The 17,692-nt window shown below is 44.0% G+C and carries 19 protein-coding genes and 2 pseudogenes; 14 read left to right on the forward strand and 7 right to left on the reverse strand.

The window, feature by feature from the left end:
* The first annotated feature begins 29 nt into the window (after positions 1-29).
* The gene (locus EDM58_RS07845; protein ID WP_036623450.1) at positions 30-431 is read left to right on the forward strand and encodes an Rrf2 family transcriptional regulator; all 402 of its coding nucleotides are present in this window, start codon (positions 30-32) and stop codon (positions 429-431) included.
* A gap of 541 nt (positions 432-972) precedes the next feature.
* On the opposite strand, the gene EDM58_RS07850 is transcribed toward EDM58_RS07845, so the two are convergent.
* On the reverse strand, positions 973-1,566 hold the full coding sequence (locus EDM58_RS07850) for a TetR/AcrR family transcriptional regulator (RefSeq protein WP_122912852.1): 594 nt from the start codon (positions 1,564-1,566) through the stop codon (positions 973-975).
* 89 nt (positions 1,567-1,655) lie between these two features.
* Between EDM58_RS07850 and EDM58_RS26515 the strand changes: the two genes are divergently transcribed.
* From EDM58_RS26515 to EDM58_RS26155, 4 genes and pseudogenes are all read left to right on the forward strand, one after another.
* The gene (locus EDM58_RS26515; protein ID WP_425455607.1) at positions 1,656-1,976 is read left to right on the forward strand and encodes a hypothetical protein; all 321 of its coding nucleotides are present in this window, start codon (positions 1,656-1,658) and stop codon (positions 1,974-1,976) included.
* On the forward strand, positions 1,912-2,367 hold the full coding sequence (locus tag EDM58_RS26520) for a GAP family protein (protein WP_425455608.1): 456 nt from the start codon (positions 1,912-1,914) through the stop codon (positions 2,365-2,367). The genes EDM58_RS26515 and EDM58_RS26520 overlap by 65 nt, the downstream gene beginning before the upstream one ends.
* Before the next feature lie 31 nt (positions 2,368-2,398).
* Entirely contained in the window at positions 2,399-2,611 is a 213-nt protein-coding gene (locus EDM58_RS07860; RefSeq protein ID WP_122912853.1) for a hypothetical protein, read from the forward strand.
* 145 nt (positions 2,612-2,756) lie between these two features.
* Positions 2,757-3,036, forward strand: a pseudogene (locus tag EDM58_RS26155) (SRPBCC domain-containing protein); the annotation flags it as partial.
* 1,091 nt (positions 3,037-4,127) lie between these two features.
* Here the strand turns inward: EDM58_RS26155 and EDM58_RS26160 are convergent.
* Positions 4,128-4,451: a hypothetical protein gene (locus EDM58_RS26160; RefSeq protein ID WP_246000569.1), complete on the reverse strand. Its 324-nt coding sequence runs from the start codon at positions 4,449-4,451 to the stop codon at positions 4,128-4,130.
* Positions 4,452-4,860: 409 nt separating this feature from the next.
* Between EDM58_RS26160 and EDM58_RS07875 the strand changes: the two genes are divergently transcribed.
* The 7 genes and pseudogenes from EDM58_RS07875 (at position 4,861) to EDM58_RS07905 (ending at position 11,889) form a co-directional block, all read left to right on the forward strand.
* Positions 4,861-6,327 carry a spore germination protein gene (locus tag EDM58_RS07875; protein ID WP_122912854.1) on the forward strand — a complete coding sequence of 489 codons (1,467 nt, stop codon included), beginning with the start codon at positions 4,861-4,863 and terminating at the stop codon, positions 6,325-6,327.
* Between the two features lie 15 nt (positions 6,328-6,342).
* Entirely contained in the window at positions 6,343-7,527 is a 1,185-nt protein-coding gene (locus tag EDM58_RS07880; RefSeq protein WP_122912855.1) for a Ger(x)C family spore germination protein, read from the forward strand.
* The gene (locus EDM58_RS07885) at positions 7,524-8,615 is read left to right on the forward strand and encodes a GerAB/ArcD/ProY family transporter (protein WP_036623439.1); all 1,092 of its coding nucleotides are present in this window, start codon (positions 7,524-7,526) and stop codon (positions 8,613-8,615) included. The genes EDM58_RS07880 and EDM58_RS07885 overlap by 4 nt, the downstream gene beginning before the upstream one ends.
* Before the next feature lie 7 nt (positions 8,616-8,622).
* Entirely contained in the window at positions 8,623-8,841 is a 219-nt protein-coding gene (locus EDM58_RS07890; RefSeq protein WP_007130946.1) for a hypothetical protein, read from the forward strand.
* Between the two features lie 462 nt (positions 8,842-9,303).
* Positions 9,304-9,903: an AAA family ATPase gene (locus tag EDM58_RS07895; protein WP_246000570.1), complete on the forward strand. Its 600-nt coding sequence runs from the start codon at positions 9,304-9,306 to the stop codon at positions 9,901-9,903.
* Between the two features lie 884 nt (positions 9,904-10,787).
* Positions 10,788-11,384: pseudogene (locus EDM58_RS07900) on the forward strand (AAA family ATPase).
* A gap of 40 nt (positions 11,385-11,424) precedes the next feature.
* Positions 11,425-11,889, forward strand: coding sequence for an aminoacyl-tRNA deacylase (locus EDM58_RS07905; protein ID WP_122912856.1), 465 nt, complete (start codon positions 11,425-11,427; stop codon positions 11,887-11,889).
* A 77-nt stretch (positions 11,890-11,966) separates the two neighbouring features.
* On the opposite strand, the gene EDM58_RS07910 is transcribed toward EDM58_RS07905, so the two are convergent.
* The 3 genes from EDM58_RS07910 to EDM58_RS07925 all read right to left on the reverse strand — a co-directional run bounded on the left by EDM58_RS07910 (position 11,967) and on the right by EDM58_RS07925 (position 13,382).
* Positions 11,967-12,200, reverse strand: coding sequence for a hypothetical protein (locus EDM58_RS07910; protein WP_122912857.1), 234 nt, complete (start codon positions 12,198-12,200; stop codon positions 11,967-11,969).
* An 81-nt stretch (positions 12,201-12,281) separates the two neighbouring features.
* A complete protein-coding gene (locus EDM58_RS07915; RefSeq protein ID WP_122912858.1) occupies positions 12,282-12,683 on the reverse strand; it encodes a YkvA family protein in 402 nt (133 codons plus the stop codon).
* A gap of 459 nt (positions 12,684-13,142) precedes the next feature.
* On the reverse strand, positions 13,143-13,382 hold the full coding sequence (locus EDM58_RS07925) for a hypothetical protein (protein ID WP_122912860.1): 240 nt from the start codon (positions 13,380-13,382) through the stop codon (positions 13,143-13,145).
* A 215-nt stretch (positions 13,383-13,597) separates the two neighbouring features.
* Here EDM58_RS07925 and EDM58_RS07930 point away from each other — a divergent pair, with 215 nt between their 5' ends.
* Complete coding sequence (locus tag EDM58_RS07930) at positions 13,598-14,365, forward strand: ABC transporter ATP-binding protein (protein ID WP_122912861.1); 768 nt, start codon at positions 13,598-13,600, stop codon at positions 14,363-14,365.
* Positions 14,366-14,377: 12 nt separating this feature from the next.
* Positions 14,378-16,258 carry an FtsX-like permease family protein gene (locus EDM58_RS07935; protein WP_122912862.1) on the forward strand — a complete coding sequence of 627 codons (1,881 nt, stop codon included), beginning with the start codon at positions 14,378-14,380 and terminating at the stop codon, positions 16,256-16,258.
* Between the two features lie 911 nt (positions 16,259-17,169).
* Here the strand turns inward: EDM58_RS07935 and EDM58_RS07950 are convergent.
* Together EDM58_RS07950 and EDM58_RS07955 are read right to left on the reverse strand one after the other, a co-directional pair.
* Positions 17,170-17,388, reverse strand: coding sequence for a hypothetical protein (locus EDM58_RS07950; protein ID WP_122912865.1), 219 nt, complete (start codon positions 17,386-17,388; stop codon positions 17,170-17,172).
* Between the two features lie 49 nt (positions 17,389-17,437).
* Entirely contained in the window at positions 17,438-17,581 is a 144-nt protein-coding gene (locus tag EDM58_RS07955; RefSeq protein WP_425455609.1) for a CDGSH iron-sulfur domain-containing protein, read from the reverse strand.
* Positions 17,582-17,692: the final 111 nt, after the last annotated feature.

Below are 17,692 nucleotides of genomic sequence, written 5' to 3' on the forward strand. Positions count from 1 at the left end.
AAGTCCATAATTGAGGTGAACATCACGTTATGAAATTTTCTAAAGCGACAAACTATGCTCTTCATACTATGCTCTTTCTTGCCGCATTCCCGCCGAACAAACTTATTGGCGTACAGCAATTGGCGGAGAGACAAGAGGTTTCTCCAACGTATTTATCCAAAATCCTTACCAAGCTGGTCAAGGCAGGAATGATTGAATCGACTTCAGGAGCCAATGGTGGATATCGCTTAAAACGGAATTGGGAAGAAATCTCGTTTCTCGACGTGATTCATGCCATTGAAGGCTCCGCCTCCTTATTCGACTGTGAAATGAATCATGGATCAGAGTGTTTAGTTCAGAAGGTGATGGTATCGGCTGAAGAGAAAATGGAGGACTTTTTAAAAAACCAAAAATTATCTGAGATTGCTAAGAAAATGACGGTAGTTCTTTGAAGAAAAAGTTCAACAATTACACATCCACAACATCACCACCCACGGAAACACGGGTTCAGTAAATGGAACTTTAGCATTCCATGATCAGCAAAGGTTTGCTTTTTGTGATGTATATAACTTCAGAGGTTTTGGGAGAAATGCAAAAATTAAGACGATCACATCGTATGTCATTCAAATTTCTTAAACCGCAATAATGCTATTGTTTTTTTGTTGTATAAGTGTTTTGAGAGACTCATGGAAAGGTCTAACGACATATTGGACGTTTCCATTTGTTTTATAAAAGTTCGTAAAATTGCATTTTTTATTCTAAAAATAGTCCACCACCGCATTTTAGAGGTATTTTGGCGGCATGTGCTAGAGATGTACGTTTAAAATAGGAGTTGTTAACATGAAACCCGAACTAACTTTTGTAAAACATTTCAGGTCGGGTATTTCTTATCGATTGTTAATCTCAAAAGAAGTATTCTACTAATTTACAAAAAAAGAGCCATGTTCGCGCGATGAATCGCAAATAGGTTTTAGATGATAACATTTGGCTCTTTTATTGGTTGCAAAGTTCTTTTAAGTGGTGAGTAATAATTTGTTCCGTTTTTTCAATGGTGAATATATCCGGTCTTAATAGAGCATGTATGGATAAACCTTCAATGACTGCAGAAAGCCTTAATTTTTCTAATTCAATATCTATGTCTTTTTTTACATAGCCTGCCTTTATCAAGATTTCAAGCAGTGCCTCCATTAAAATGTATTCTCCTTCGATGAGTTCAGCTTTTTTCGTGTTCAAAGCTGCACTTGTAAGTGAACGAATGACGAAAACCAGCCATACGCCAGCTTCAGCTTGTTTATCCCGATCTACAGGAACCAATTCTAACAACGTTTCCTGTACCGCAATGAAAGGGTCTTGTGACCATGATTTATTCTTCGACCGTTCTTTCCCGCGAGCAAGAAAATAATCCATGATAAATAATAGTAACTCATCTTGGTTTGAGAAATAATGTCTCAGTGCTCCGTCAGACATTCCAGCCTCAGATGCGATTCTGCGGATAGATGCTTTTTCAATACCTTCGGTTTCAATAATTTTCCAAGCTGTTTCAGCGATGAGCTTTCTTTTGTGATCATGATCAACAATTTTCGGCACTTCAAATCACCTCTTGTTTTATTTAACACACTGTGTTATTATTATTTTATCACAGTGTGTTAAATAAATAAAGGAGGGGAGAAGTTTAGGTGATTGAAATCATTGAATCATTAATTCCTGCCAACATAGATTTCACAACAGCACTCCTCATTATTGTGCTCTGCGCTGTCATTGATATTTTAAGCCCCGGGGTATTGGCGATTACAGCTTATATCCTTCTCATACAAAAAGAAAAAACAGCATCGCGATTGATCGTTTTTTTTATTTTCGACACAATTTTGCTATTTTATAATGGGTATCTTGGTTTATCTTTGAGTTGGGCCGATTCTTGGTTTTATAGAAAGCATGGCGAACAATCAAATTTCAAGTTGGTTTTATACGATTCTTGGAGCCATCTTTGTACTCATTAGTTTATATAAGCCTAAGAAAAAAATGGAATCCCGATTTTTGGAATGGTTACCTACGCAAGTGTCTATAAGAGCGATGATCATACTCGGTATTATTGTCTTTGCGATTGAGTTTACCACAGCTTTACCGTATTTTTACTCGATATTACTAATGGATGGTTTAGCGTTTCATACGGGTTTGTCCATTGGCATTTTACTTGGCTATAACGCGATTATGGTACTTCCTTCAATCTTACTATTGATCGTGTTTATACTATGTAAAAACTGGATAATGAATCAGCTTGAACAACTGCGATCAAAATTAGTAAAAGCTCCGTTGTCTTCTGTATTAGTCGGAGTGGCAGTTATTGGGGCGATTTTATTCAATATTGGCATCAGGGGAGTTCTATCTTGATATTCGTTATGTAAAAAGGAGATGTAGCGTTATGAAAGAGATTGCAAGCGGTGCAAGTTTACTTCTATTGCTTCAGGGAGTTGGAGGGATCATAAACCGATTAACGGGTGGGGGATCAAGTTGGTTTCTCGTCAATTACATCGATGCATTGCAAGGATATGAAATAATAGCCAGTATAATTTTAGTGATATTGGGAGCAATTATTGGTGTGGGTTCTCTTAAAATAAAGGGTAAAGATGACTAACCTATTATGTCTTGAAGACCTCATAGTTATTCAACCACCACAACATGGATGTAACAACCCTCGAGGCATTAGCAGAACCTAACCGGTTGCTATCATTGAATTATTGCGGGAATCCCTCTAACAGTTGGTGAAAATAGCCATCAGTATGGAATCCTGGAACAAGACAATTTATAAGGAAATTGTGGAGCCCGAGAAAATTGTCTATACTGATTATTTCTTAGATGAGGATTGCGTAATATAAATGAAGCTATGCCCGCACCTGAAGTGACAATGGAATTCATTGATTTAAGAGTTTAAATAAAATTGGTCAGTCGTTCAGTATTCGATTCAAAGGAATCCTCCAAGCCGTTCTCGACATGGGATTGCTGGAAGGCATTACTCAAACCGAGGATCGCTTGAACGAGCTTGTAGAAACTCTGAAGTAAATTAAAGTTCGCATTATGAATAGATCGGCAAAAAAAGGAGCACCGCAGAAAGGTACTCCTTTCGAACTCGTGAACGATTTAAATTGCTCATGTGCGGATATGGGTAATTCTTACGATTTATTATTTTCGGTTTTTTTGTTTGCGTGGCTTGGTTTGCCGGAGCTTATGCAAGATCCGAGCTAATTCCCCAAATCAAATTCTTCTTCCCGCGCTCTTAATACCATCACATATATCCATTTCTTTTAATATATTGTTTTATAAATTAGTTCTACTTTTTGTACATAATTTGATTTTATCAGTTGCAGCAACCGCAGTGAGTTGTTACAGCAACCACTTCTCGATCCTCTTCTGCGACCGAGGACGCCAGCACGATGCATGAATGCGGTGTTATACGAATCCCTTTCCCCTACACAGTACCTGCTTACAAAAACTGCAATGGTTTGATCCGGCCTCGTAAACAGCCATAGTTTATGCACAAAAAAACTACGACTGACCAATTAACTCACAGACTTTGCGCTCGATGTTCTGCAGGTAATTTTCAGGGCTTTAGTGCATCGTCAACACAACGAATTCACCGCTTCGGAGGATATAGTCGTTCCAACTTCGACGACCTGTCATCCGTCGGTGCTTCGTTTTCGTTTGACGGAAGAACCCATTTCAGGAGCACAAGCCCCTTTTTTAGTCAAGCTTCTTTCCAGCGACTACTGCTGAATAGCTTGAGCATTTTCAAAAATCCGAACACCGGGCAAATCTAGAGGCGGATCCCACGCAGCGTTTTCTTAATGCCTGAATCCGAGATCTTTGATGGGCTGGAGAAGCGTTTTGAGTTCGCTAGCGGAACCACTTTTTTTAAGTTTTGAGCGGCCAAAATGGTTCCGCTGAACCCTTCACGTACGACGTAAAGGGTTTCATTCCCTTTTTCCGGCTGAACGGCCACCCATGGACAACATGATGCCTTTGTTCTCTTTCACCACGCGCTCAAGTTCCAAACGAATTTGTTCTGTAACCGAAGCTCGAAGCAGCGTTAAATAACGCTCATACAATCTCATTGAATTACGCTCGGATGTTGCTACTCCACGTCCGTTAAGCTCCTAAGTGATTCCAGCGATTGTTAAGTGACGCTTGAAGCGAAGTTCTTCAACGAGGGCAAGAACGTCAAATCCGTATGACGTGTGCTTCATGCAAAGAGCATCTGCCTGAGCAGATCTGAAGTATCTCGATAAGTTCCCGCACTCTTCATGGGGGCTGTGATAAGCCATGTTCCAAACCTGAAACACGCCGCGAAGCGTGGAGATATTCTTCTTCCACGCGGCATGATGACGTTTCAATTTTCTACCGCAATCTGGGCAAGTCTCGATTTCCGCACGAAAATAAATGATTTGCCCGGTGACGATTCGATTTTTTGGTAATGGCATGAGAAAGACCTCCGTCAATTAGCTCTTTTACTACTTCGACAGAGGTTCTGGAAATCCTTGTTAGTTAATTGGTCAGTCGTAGTTTTTTTCTAATCGATAATCTATAAATCATGAATAAGAGAGTCGTATTTACGTTAGATCATCCAACTTTGGCGAATGCTGCGAGCGAATCTATAATAGCCTGCTTCTTCCTTCATGCCAGCAAGTACGGGAAGTATGTTCAAGAAGACTGCAGCAGTTGCGGTCATATACTAGACATTCTCACTGATCGAATAACTTAGTAATGTCGTAACCTGAAGCTTGATTTCACCTCACGATAATTTGCAACAGCATAACTGCCAATGGAATAAGAATCCACCCAATAGGAAACAATGATAATGATGAGATGTGAGAATCTGGAGGTTCGTCGATGGCAAGAAAAAAACAAAATCAATCGATCAAGAATGATTTTTTCGGAGACATTCAATCAGCCCTCGGGTTACCCCCGGACTTGGTCTGCCGATCCTTGTTTGTCCAAGGGGAACAAACCGTGCAGTGCGTATATCTGGAATCGATGGTCAATAAAAAAACGATTGACGAATATATTTTGAAATCGTTCACGGAAAATACGTTTTCCGAAGGGGAAGCGCCTCTTTCCGCCGAAAGCGGTTTTTTGCGCGAATTTTCCTTTTCCGATCCATATGAACAGTTGCGGGAACATGCCGTAAAAGCTCTCCTGGCAGGCCATTGCGCACTAACCGATTTTTCAAGGGAGCGCGTTTGTCTCATCAATGTGACCGAATCCAAACAACGCTCCATTGAAGAACCGAAGTCGGAATCGACCATTCGCGGGCCGCACGAAGGCTTTACGGAAAGCATTCTGACCAATGTGGGGCTTGTCCGCAAAAGAATCCGCAACCCATTCCTCCGGTTTGATAAAATGAACATCGGCAATCAAACCGGGACGACTTTGCTTATGGTGTACATGGAGAACCTCGCCCCGGAATCGCTGGTCCGGGAAGTGCGCGGCAGATTGTCAGCCATCCGGACGGACAGTGTGCTGGAAAGCGCTTATGTGGAGGAATTCATCCAGGACCGGATTTGGTCTCCTTTTCCGACGCTTACCAACACCGAGCGCCCTGATATGGTAGCTGCCCAGTTGCTGGATGGTAAAGTGGCCGTAATGGTGGACGGAACGCCCAACGTCCTGCTTGCCCCCATGACGTTTTTCGAGTTTTTCAGTTCTCCTGAAGATTATTATCAGCGGGCGGACATCGCCACGTTTATTCGCTGGATTCGGTTGATTTCCTTTTTTACGGCCGTGTTCGTCCCTTCCTTGTATGTCGCGGCCACGACGTTCCATCAGGAACTGATCCCGACCCGACTTCTGATCAGTTTGTCCGCCCAGCGGGAAGGGGTTCCCTTCCCCGCCATCTTCGAAGTGTTGTTAATGGAAGTCGTGTTTGAAATTATCCGGGAAGCGGGGCTGCGTATGCCGCGGGCGGTCGGACAGGCGCTTTCGATCGTGGGGGCGATTGTACTGGGGCAGGCGGCGGTGGAAGCCGGTCTCATTTCCGCCGCGATTGTCATTGTCGTAGCCATAACCGGCATCACCAATTTTGTCGTTCCGGTTTACAGCTTTGGCATGTCACAACGCCTGCTTCGCTTTTCGTTCGTGCTGTTGGCCGGCTTTATGGGCCTTTTTGGCATTTTATGCGGTGCCCTGTTTCTGGTTGCCCATCTGGTGTCGCTTAAGTCATTTGGCGTTCCTTACTTCACTCCCGCTTCCCCGTCCATAGGAACCGATTGGAAAGATGTGTTGGTGCGGCTGCCCCGGCCCTGGCTGGATCCGAACGGTCTGCCCGGATATATTCGGAATATGAAGAGAAAAAGGTAATCTGGAGGAACAAACATGACCAACCGGTATGCAGCGGGTCTGTTCATCCTGATGATGTTTACCGCCCTGCTTACGGCTTGCTGGGACAGGACGGAGATGAACGAACTGGCGCTGGTCAGTATGGTGGGGGTGGACAGCGACCCGGAGAGCGACAAAATAACCGTGTATTACCAGATCATCAACCCGCTCAGCGGCACTTCCGCCAAAGGTACGTCGGGAGGCGAACAAGCCCCTGTATACACTTACGAAATCAGTGGATCGTCTTTTGGAGAAATCAAATCTACGATTTACAAAATGTTGCCGCGCAAGTTATTTATGGCCCACTGCAAGGTGCTGCTCGTTTCCCAGCGGGCCGCCAAACAAGACATGCGCGATATTGTCAACTTTATCGAAATGCAACCCAACGGCCGCTCGTCGGTCCCGATGCTGATCGTCGACGGACCGTTATCTCAGGTCATGAGAACATTAACTCCCCTGGAGCGGGTGCCGTCTGACACAATCGATTCCAGGGTCGACCTGCTGATCCGGAATTCGCTCCTAGTGGGAAAACAGATCAAGGTCAGTGATGTGATTGAACGGATGGAAAAGTTGGATACGATCGTATTACCGTTGATCACCGGAATGACAGAGGCACCTTCTTCCAACAGCGGGGAAAGGTCGGCGGATATCGACGCCAATCAAAACAACTTTATCATCCGAGGCGGGGCGGTTTTCCGTGATTATCGCATGGCGGGCAAACTGAATGATACGCAGCTGGTCTGGTACCATTTGCTAAATGGCGATCGAGGTCGCCACGTGCGACAGTTTCAGGTGGAAGGAAAACAGGTATCCGTGGAATTGAGACTGGTTCGCATAAAACGTGAGGTCTTCTGGAAATCCGATCAACCTGTCGTTCGGATCCGCTTGGACCTCGAACTTTCCACTGCCTATACAATCGAGTTCGTCCCGAAGTCTCGGAACGAGGTGGAGAGACTTGAAAACAGACTGAATCAGATCATAGCAGACGAGTCGCTTGCTTTCTATCAAATGATAAGGGAGCGTGGCTGGGATCTGTTAAGCATCAACGACTTGTTGCGCAAACAAACGCCAAATCATCCGGATATCGACCAAGCGGCGAAAAATGCGCAAATTGAGATTCGTGCAAATACCCGGCTGCTCCGAACGGGAAGCATGAGTCAACCTTATGGAGGAACAGGATGAAGCCAATGATTTCCCGATTCCAGTTTTATCTGCTGACAATCAATTATATCCTCGGAACCACCCTTTTCGTGCTGATCGGGCGGCTGGTCGTACAGGCGGGACAGGATGCCTGGCTCATGCCCTTGTGGGCAGGAAGTTTTGGCATACTCGTCGGTCTGTTCTGGATTTTTCTTTTCCGATATTACCCGGGCAAAAGTCTGGTGCAAATCCCGCTGGAAGCTTGGGGACGTTCTCTGGGAACGCTTGTTTCCGTCCTGTATTTTCTTTATTTCTGTATTTTGGCTGGATGGGCTCTTCGAAATTTAAGCGATTTTTTAAATGGAACCATCATGCCGGAGACGCCGAAAACCGTTTTTCACGTCATGTTTTTGCTTGTCGCCTTTTACACGGTCGCTCAGGGGACGGAAGCCATCGGACGATTAAATCAAATCATCACTCCGTTTTTGTTCTTCCCGTTCTGGTTTGTTCTGTTGCTGGCAATGGTGAACTGGGATTGGGGAAGACTTCAGCCAGCTTTCCATTCCGACCTGGGTGCCATTTTGCAATACCATTCCTTTTTGGGCTTTCCCTATATGGAAACTATTGCGCTCACGATATTGTTTCCGCTGGTCAAACAGGGGGCAACACGCCCCTTTTTGCTTGGGTTGATGACCGCTTCCCTTTCTCTTAGCATGACCTTGTTTATGATTATCGGTTTATTAGGAGTGGAGAGGGCGTCACAACTTACCTTTCCAGTGTATACGACCGTGCAGGAAATTTCCATCGGAGAGGTGATCGTCAACATCCATTCCATTATCTCCGTTATTTTACTGATTCTGATTTTTATCAAGCTGTTGGTACTCGTTTACGGAGCTTCCGAAACGCTGCGTCAAGTATTTCGTCCAAAAACCCGGTGGCCTCATTTTCTGGGTTTGACGATTTTGTTGTCGGCGACCGCCTTGTCCATCTATGAAAACCCGATCCAAAACGAGGAATGGGATGAAAAATATACATTCATATATGACAGTTTCTTTGTTCTACTGATCCCCTTTTTGTTGCTAGTGACAACATGGGTCAAACGCACGTTCGAGAAGCGAAAAGGAGGATGAATTGAACATGTTGATGCTTCACATCCTGCTGGCGCCTTTGATAGGTTTGCCGATGTTGGGATTGCTTCGAAAGAGACTTTATCGGGATGCAGCAGTTTTTGGGGCTGTATCTGTTATTGGATACGGATTATGGATTTGTATCGTGAATCATCGTCCTTTTATCATTACGATTTTTATTGAAAGAATGATTGAAATGTTAAAATCCATTTCAACGACGATGATATAAACGTAGAATGAATAGTTTTGCGGGTTCTTCCCAGTTTGTTACCACTATGATCCGCCAATCCTTGTGATAGAACTTTAACAGGAGATATGAAGGATGACTGAAGTGGCAGACTTCACCTGAAAGGTGCTCCTCCCTTTGGGTGATGTGTTTCAGTCAAACACCATTCTACCAAAGATTTGGATCCCTTTTATCGTTATCAAGAACATATGTAACTATACAAAAATCGCTCGAATAGTCAACAACATAACTTTTCCACGTTGTATAACCAAGGATAGCCCCGCCAAAATAAAAGATTTTGTAAAATGGTAAGGAAGTTGTTCATTCCTGATGATTATAGTCAAAGGGAAGGGGGCAAACCATGATCATAGCCACGAAACTTCATATTCCTCGATCGCGAAGCTCGCTTGTTGCGCGTTCCCGTCTCACCCGGCGTTTGCATAAGGGTTGGATTGCACGCTTACTTTGATCACAGCTCCAGCCGGGTATGGCAAAACGACATTGCTCGGCGAATGGGTGATGACGCTGGAAAATCCCGTCGCCTGGGTCTCGCTTGATCAAGGGGATAATGATCGCACGCGCTTCTGGGCACATACCATTGCAGCGTTAAAACAAGCGTATCCGTCTTTTGACCAACAGGACGTGCTTCGTCATGCCGCGGAAGATCCATCGGGTGTGTCGCTGATTGCTGCGCTCGTCAACGGGCTGCATCGCATTCCGCAAACGAAGGTGCTCGTTTGGGATGACTTTCATCATATCGAAGAAGCGTCAATCTTGAAGGGCGTCACTTATCTGCTGGAACGTTTGCCACTACATGTCCATCTCTATCTTGCAAGCCGAAATTCTCCAGCGCTTCCTCTTTCCAGACTACGAGCAGAAAATAGGCTGATCTGGTTGGATGCGCGCGATCTCCGGTTTGCGCCGGACGAAACGACCGAATTTTTTGCAAAGTGCGGCGGTATACAATTATCCAACGAAGATGTGGCGCACATCGGCATACTCCGGGTTTTCCAATGTACATCCATATCCGCTCCATGTGCAAGGAATTTAAAGGGAAATCGTTGATTTCCTTGCACATGAGTTCGATGAAAACGGAGCAAAACCTTTGTCGTTTCTCAATTTTTTATTCGTTCAGCAAGCCCTAAATAGGGCAGCAACATCAGTTTTTTGTCTCTGACCTAAAACTAAAGAAAAAAGCTTCTGGTTTCCAGAAGCTCAGGCTGTCGACTTTCTCGACAGCCCCATTATGTTTACTCATTGGCTAAGCGTTTCTTTGTCACCCATTCATTCCAATATTCTACTTCCTCTACACCTTCTCCTATTGCTTGAATTTTGCCAGTACAATATTCGCATACTAAAAAAAGGATCTTCTTCACGGATAATGGAGCACTGTTTTGGGGTTAATTTATCTAGTTCCCATAAGTAGAAATGTTTATTACAATGATCACATTTTACGATATCATTGTCATCTGCCATTTTTTCCTCCCTGATTATCCTTAAGAAGTCGTTATTTATATGGTACAACAGATCTCCTTCCATTCCTATCCTTCAGCAAATTTCTATCTTTCTTTGCTTGCTTAGATTTTTTTTCATAGTCTAATTGATCTCTTGTGGTTTTTTGTAAATGCTCGTTATAACTGGGGTTGTAACGAACTTTATCAAAAATTTGAAGTCAAAGTTACCGAGATAACGCTGATGTTTTAGCTCCTTTGTAATTGGGCTGCATTTTGGGATGCAATTACAGGATTAGTAATGCTACCGAAAAAGACGTAAATAAGATTGACAAGAACAACAGCCTGAACGACGTCCAGATTTAATAATCAATGGCGCCAATTTTCCTTAAGGCATAGCAGCGAGATTTTATGATCGGGCAGCCTTTGCGAAACATTTATAGCCTTGCAACGTCTTCTCATCATAGGAAGATCTTGTATGCTTATGAGGTGAACTATGTGATTATTTGGATAAATGGGGCGTTTGGTTCCGGGAAAACGCAGACATCGTTTGAATAGAACAGAAGACTCCCAAATTCATTTGTGTTTGACCCCGAAAATGCAGGCTTTTTTATCAGAAAGAACATCCCAAAAGAAGTTTCCAAAGGTGATTTTCAAGATTATACGATGTGGCGTGAGATGAATTACTCGATGTTGAAATACATAAACAGTGAATACAACGGCACCATTATTGTACCGATGACCCTGGTTCATCCTCAGTACTTCAGTGAAATTGTAGGCAAGCTAAGGAATGAAGGAGTCGCTGTTCACCATTTCACGTTATGCGCTTCAAAGGACGTTTTGCTGAAAAGATTGCGCACAAGAGGAGAAGGAAGAAATTCTTGGGCGGCGCGACAGATTGATCGATGTATAGACGGATTATCGAACGAAGTTTTTCGACATCATCTGGATACGGATAACTTGGAAGTTGGAGATGTCGTAGAAACAATCGCTTCGAAGTTATCTATCACTCTTCAGCCGGATCATAGAGGGAAGATGAGAAAGATAAAGGACCGTTTCACCACACAGATAAAGCAAATTCGTTTCTTTGACTAAACCTACATAGGCAGATAAGCAAAGGGAAAGCGGGAGCACAATGGAAAACTTTGAATGGAAATTAAAAGATTATATAGCCTCGAACAATATCAAAGCAGAACATCTCAGTCTGGACAAGTCTTGTCATTCCGTCGAAGAAGCTGCCGAAGCTGTAAATGGCTCGGTGCATGAAATTGTGAAAAATATTTGTATGATAGACGGAAATGGAAGGTTAATTGTGGCCATCGTGAAAGGGGAGGACCGCGCTAGCACATCACGAGTAGGGAAAGCACTGCAGATAGAAAAACCTCGATTGGCGGAAGAAAAAGAGGTTTTGGAAAAAACGGGTTATCCAGCTGGTGGGGTTCCATCTTTCGGTTACAATTCGCTATTCTTAGTTGACCCAAAAGTGACCGAATTAGATTTTGTATATACGGGCGGAGGCTCACCGTATTCATTAGTGAGAATAAAAGTCGACGAGCTGCTGGAAGTTAATCAAGGGACTGTTGTTCGCGTAAGAAAATAGAAGTTCACTTCTTCCCTCGACCTCATCTAGATCGGTGAGGTTTTTTTGATTTGTTCCAGGGAGCGGAAACCTAAGGGCTACTCCGGGTAGGGTAGCCCACGACCGTCAAAAAGCTCGACGATGTAGTTGTATACACGTCCATGTACGTCCGGGAAGACAAACGCAAATACACCTTCTTGGAGCTTCAACGTATCGGAAGATTGCTCGATCCAATACGGGATGTACATAATGTCTAGCGAGTCTTTTATGTAACTGACATTTCTTTCTGGCACCGTGTAATAGAAAGATTTATTGTATACCGGCTTTTCCATACCAAAAACCACTCCTTTGTCAGAACATATCACATCGGAGCGGGACAAGAAAGTGGGTATACGAGTCCCAAATAGGTCGGATTATGCAAGAAGCCATTGATAGAGATACCAACTGACCCATACGCCCAGGAGTATCCAAATGATAATGAAGATTGCACCCATGATCCAGTTCTTTGGTTTACCTTTCGCCAGAAGTGCTTGAGCTTTTTCTCGGCAGTCATGTATCACTTCGTTCGGTATAAGCTTCAGGGCGACCCAAATACCCAGTGGAACTAAAATAATGTCATCTAGGTAACCCAGAATCGGGATAAAGTCAGGGATGAAATCGATCGGGCTGAAAGCATAGGCAACAACGAGAATAGCGAAGAGCTTGGCATACCAAGAAACCCTGGAGTCCTTATAGGCGAAGTATAAGACATATGCTTCTAACTTTAATTTCTTGGCTTTATTTTTTAACACTTGGAAGGTCGTTGCTGCGCGCAAATCAATCACCTCCAGAGTAATGTAACAGACGATATAGCAGCATTCAATTCAACTGCATAAAAAAAACTCCCCACCTAGTAGGGAGTAAAAGTTATGAACAGCTCTCGTGGGAGTGTTTCATCATCTCAGAGTATTTAACAAATTTCATTTCATGGTAAAAATGTTTTTTGTAATAGTAAATATGTTTGGCAGGATCTTTATGCTCGTAAAATTTAGCTAACATTTGATATTCGGATGCTTTCTTAAAATGATAGTCTCTTTTATCCTTATACACCGTCATCACTCCCTGTATTCATGTCTGTGTATCATATGCAACGGTTCGCAATCGAGCAATGGACAATTGTCCCGTTCACAATAAAAATTCACAAGCTGCATCAGATAACAGCAACGAAGCGAAATAGGGCTTCGTGATCTGACTAGGGAGAATTCTCGGCAAGGTGGTTATGCGTAAGGTAACAGCTAGAAAATGGCATCAACAGCTACAAGGGGCCAAATATTCCGAAGTGCTTTGCCATCGATGGATCCATGCTGCAATAACTCCAGGTGAGAAGAATATACTTGAATTTCATCCTTGTAATATTCAGCCAAACACCATCCAGATGGAGTATTGGTAATAGAGAACTTTCTATCTGCGTAAATAAATTCAATTTCATGCCCAATGGAAAGATCGTGTGTAAGCTTCTTGAAAGTATAGCCCATATTCGGCACCCCCTATTGTTTTTGAAAAAAACGGTAATTGTAATATCGAGCCGTCAGGATTACACCTGATGGCTTTTCTATTTTTCTTTCCTTACAAAACCGAAAGCAAACTGTAAGGAAGATCAATGGCTACTGAATTGGAACTTCGTTACAGTAATAACGAGCCGTTACGAGAACTACAGTCAAATGCTTCGAAATGAAATGGAGGATTATCAATGAGTGCATCCGTACTAGATGTAAAAAACGTTCAGAAAATATACGGAAGAAAAGGGGAGAGTCAGTCGCATGCTTTGAAAGGCGTATCGCTGACGATCGGAAAAGGAGAGTTCGTCGGCATCATGGGACCGTCCGGTTCGGGGAAAACGACCCTGCTAAACGTCATTTCCACGCTGGATCGTCCAACGGAAGGCTTGATCGAAATCGCTGGAACGAACATTACACAGATGAAACAGAACCAACTGGCAGATTTTCGTTCGCAAAAGCTGGGCTTTATTTTTCAGGACTTCAACCTGCTGGAAAACTTGACGGTTTATGAGAACATCGCGCTGCCTCTATCTCTCCAGGGTGTACCTTCCAAAGAGATCGGCACCAAGGTAAACAAGGTTGCACAAACACTCGGGATCGATGAGATTTTGCAAAAGTATCCGGTGCAAATATCCGGGGGACAAAAGCAACGGGCCGCAGCTGCACGTGCGTTGGTGCATGATCCGGCCATTCTGCTGGCGGATGAGCCGACTGGCGCGTTGGACTCCAAGAATGCCAAAAGCTTGCTCGAAACGATGACGGACCTGAACGAAAATCACCAGGTAACCATTATGATGGTCACGCATGACGCATTTTCCGCCAGCTATTGCAAGCGAATCCTGTTCATTCAGGACGGAAAGCTGTATAGCGAGCTTCAAAGGACTGGGGACCGTCAATCCTTTTTCAAACAAATTCTGGATGTACTGGCCGAGCTGGGTGCATCACAAGATGTGCACTAGGAGGTACGTTTTATGCTTTTCAAGCTATCACTGTCCAGTATGAGAAAGATGATGAAGGATTACCTGGTTCTATTGGTGGGCCTGGTCATCTCCATCTCGATTTTCTACATGTTCCAAACTCTTGCCCTCAATTCGGATTTCACCAAAGGCAACTCGGTGATTTCATCCATTCAGATCGTGTTCAACGTTGGGGCATTTCTGCTTGCGTTCATCACCGTGTTCTATATTATCTACGCCAACTCCTTCCTGCTGTCGCTGCGCCGCAAAGAGCTCGGCATGTACATGGTGCTAGGGGCAAAAAAAGGGAAGATCAGCCAGATCCTGTTCTGGGAAACACTGATGATGGGGATTGCTTCTCTATGTATTGGAACTGTCGTCGGCGTCGTCTTGTCCAGCGGGATCGGCAAATTGCTGATGAGTCTATTGGAGATTTCTCCAGAGGGGTATCACCCTTTTTACGTGCCGGCGATCTGGATGACCTGGGGATTTTTCCTGGTGTTGTTCCTGATCACCTCTACCATCAACGTCATCCGCTTGGCACGGGCAACTGAACTGGATCTCATTCGAGCCGAGCAGCAAAACGATAGAATCAAACGCAGAAGAATCGGCGCTATTATCGTTGCTTTAATCGGAGTGTTCCTAATCGCTGTAGGCTATTTTGCACTCATTGAGATCTTGGCCCTCCAGGTGCTTGGGTTGATCGTTGGAGCTTTTGCCACGACGATCGGAACATACCTGATTTTTATCTCGCTGCTGCCTGTTTTTGTACAGGCATTGAAGAATAATCAGGAGCTCAACGATCGCCAATTAAATGCATTTACCTTTGCCCAGCTGCGTTTTCGAGTGAACAACCTGACCAAAGTGCTCGGCACGGTCGCGATGCTGATTGCACTGGGCGTCGGGGCGATGGCAGGGGGATTGGCTTTCCAGCAGAACGTAGATCTGATTTCCAGTGCGCAGCACGTCTACGACATTACCCTGCATGATCCGGCAGAAGAGGATTATCAGGCATTGAACAAAATGACGGTAATCGAGCAGAATACGTACCGCTACAAGATGGACGAGAAAGGGTACTACTTCGCAAAGGATGATCTGCTTGCCCATCCGCCATTGATCTCGACCAACAGCATCGAGAACTATTCGTCGGAGAACAAGCCAAAAAGAGTAACAGAGCAGCTTCCTCATCCTGCGTACATCATGTATGCGAGTCCGGATGAGAATCCGAACTTGGAGGCGGTTCCGGCAGAATGGGATCAGGCCATTTCCAGCGAAATTATCATCAGCTATGATATGCTGAGAGGGAAAGCTGTCCAAATCGTGGACCGGGCAACCTATGAGGGAATTGCCGGAAGCGAACACCAGGTGCTGCTTGCCCAAGTAGATGATTATTTGAAATACAAACCAGAACTAAAAGCCATGGATCAGCGGCAAGAACAGTGGATCAAAACGGCGCATCAGGATGAAGAACGAGAAGTGTATCTGTCTACCAAATACAGCACGTACGAAGCGGTGTACGCCTTCACAAGCGGCACCATGTTCATGGGCTTCTTTTTGGGAATCGCCTTTTTGGCAATGATGGCGAGCTGCCTGATGTTCAAAATATTGTCCGGCGCTACACGCGATAAAGACCGGTACAGTATGCTGAGAAAAATCGGCGTGCGTCATTCGCTATTGGTTGGCTCCATTTACAAGGAACTGTTCCTTGTCTTCATCTTCCCGGCTTTGGTAGGTCTAACTCACGTCCTGGTAGGCATGCAGATGTTTTCGTTTATTCTGCTCGACCCTTACGTGAACATCTGGGTGCCAACCTTGATTTTCCTCGCGATCTATGCGATTTACTACTACATCACCGTTCAGCTTTACCGTGGAATCGTATTGCCCAAAGAAGCGTGAATAACCGTCAGGGCTTTTGCCCTGACGGTTTTCTCTTTTTTCACTGGTGCCAAATCTAAACTAGGCTAATTTAATATTGGTGTACACAATAAAATTAAGGACACCGATCAGAAGCTGGAGGCAAAGAGAGGCAGCAGCAAAATATAAGGCTTTTCGTCCCACACTTTTAAATTCCTGGTTTTGGTTAAACATGGAGACGAGCCATATAATTAATCCTGCGGGAAAGAAAATAAAGCTAAAAAAATAAATAATAAATTTTTCAAATTTTTTCATTAGATTTCCACCATTGAGTTTTTGATCATTTTACAACATTTGTATGTAATTAGCAAAAATCCAATATCTTGGACAAACGGCCTTGCTAAATGAACCGTACCCAAAAAAGAGACAAAGACTCGGTTTTTGCAAATTCTAACCAACCAAGCTAAAACCAACAAAAATCCCGATGAAGAGACCAAGGTATGCAATCAAACGATATTCAAATGTATACGGGGAGTCAGAAAGCAGCCACTTGTTCCCCAAAATAATAAAACAGCAGTACAAGATTACAATCAAGATTCCCATTAGTTGCGACTCTATCGGTTGTGACGGAGTTTCATAAGGGAGCATCGGCGGTTCCTTCACGTGTGATAATGTAATTGGCCCGAATCCAAAGATAAGCAAGCCCGAAAAGATACATACAAAAACAGCAGGTATACCTGTAACGAAATTAAGGAAGAAGATCATAATCGGTGGAACTCTCGACATTTGAATCACCTACTACATGTTTGGTAACGATTTAAATTTGCACATGAAAGTGGAAATACCTGCTCATGTACGTAAGGGAGGAAGCCGGGCGATGGAAATACTCGAATAGGCCAAACTGCGTAAATCATAGCAAACGCATACAAAAAAAATCCTCGAAAATCGAGGATTTATAGCCTTCCAATATCTCTACTGACTGCAAACCCGGACATACTCTTCTTTTGCCCAACCTGATTCGCTTCGTAATTCGAAGGAATGCCGATGTCAGGTCCAAATTCATCACTTGCCTCGGCAGTGCCGGACTGCTCTAAAGCCTCAGCGTAGTCACTGCTTTCTTGCAAGCTCTCGTTTGTTTCGCTTCGTTTATTCGGCTCTTCTGAATGAACCATCATAATCCCTCCTTTACCATGACATGTTGCCCCATTATCCGCGAAAAGCCTATTTCGCCCGAGGCGAGCTCTCAAACCCGATTTTCTTATGCGTCCCATCACAGAAAGGCTTTTTCTCGGACTGACCACAGCGACAGAGTGAAAACGATGCTCCTACCTCATACTTGTCCCCGATTCCATCCACTAATTCCACAGGACCGGTAATGCGAATCGAACCATTGTCGTTGATTTTGATCGTTACCTTTTCCTGATCCACCATGTATCCCTCCTTCGTTATTATCATTACCAATTTATTGGGTACAGC

Source organism: Brevibacillus panacihumi (assembly GCF_003710985.1).
Taxonomy (GTDB): domain Bacteria; phylum Bacillota; class Bacilli; order Brevibacillales; family Brevibacillaceae; genus Brevibacillus; species Brevibacillus panacihumi.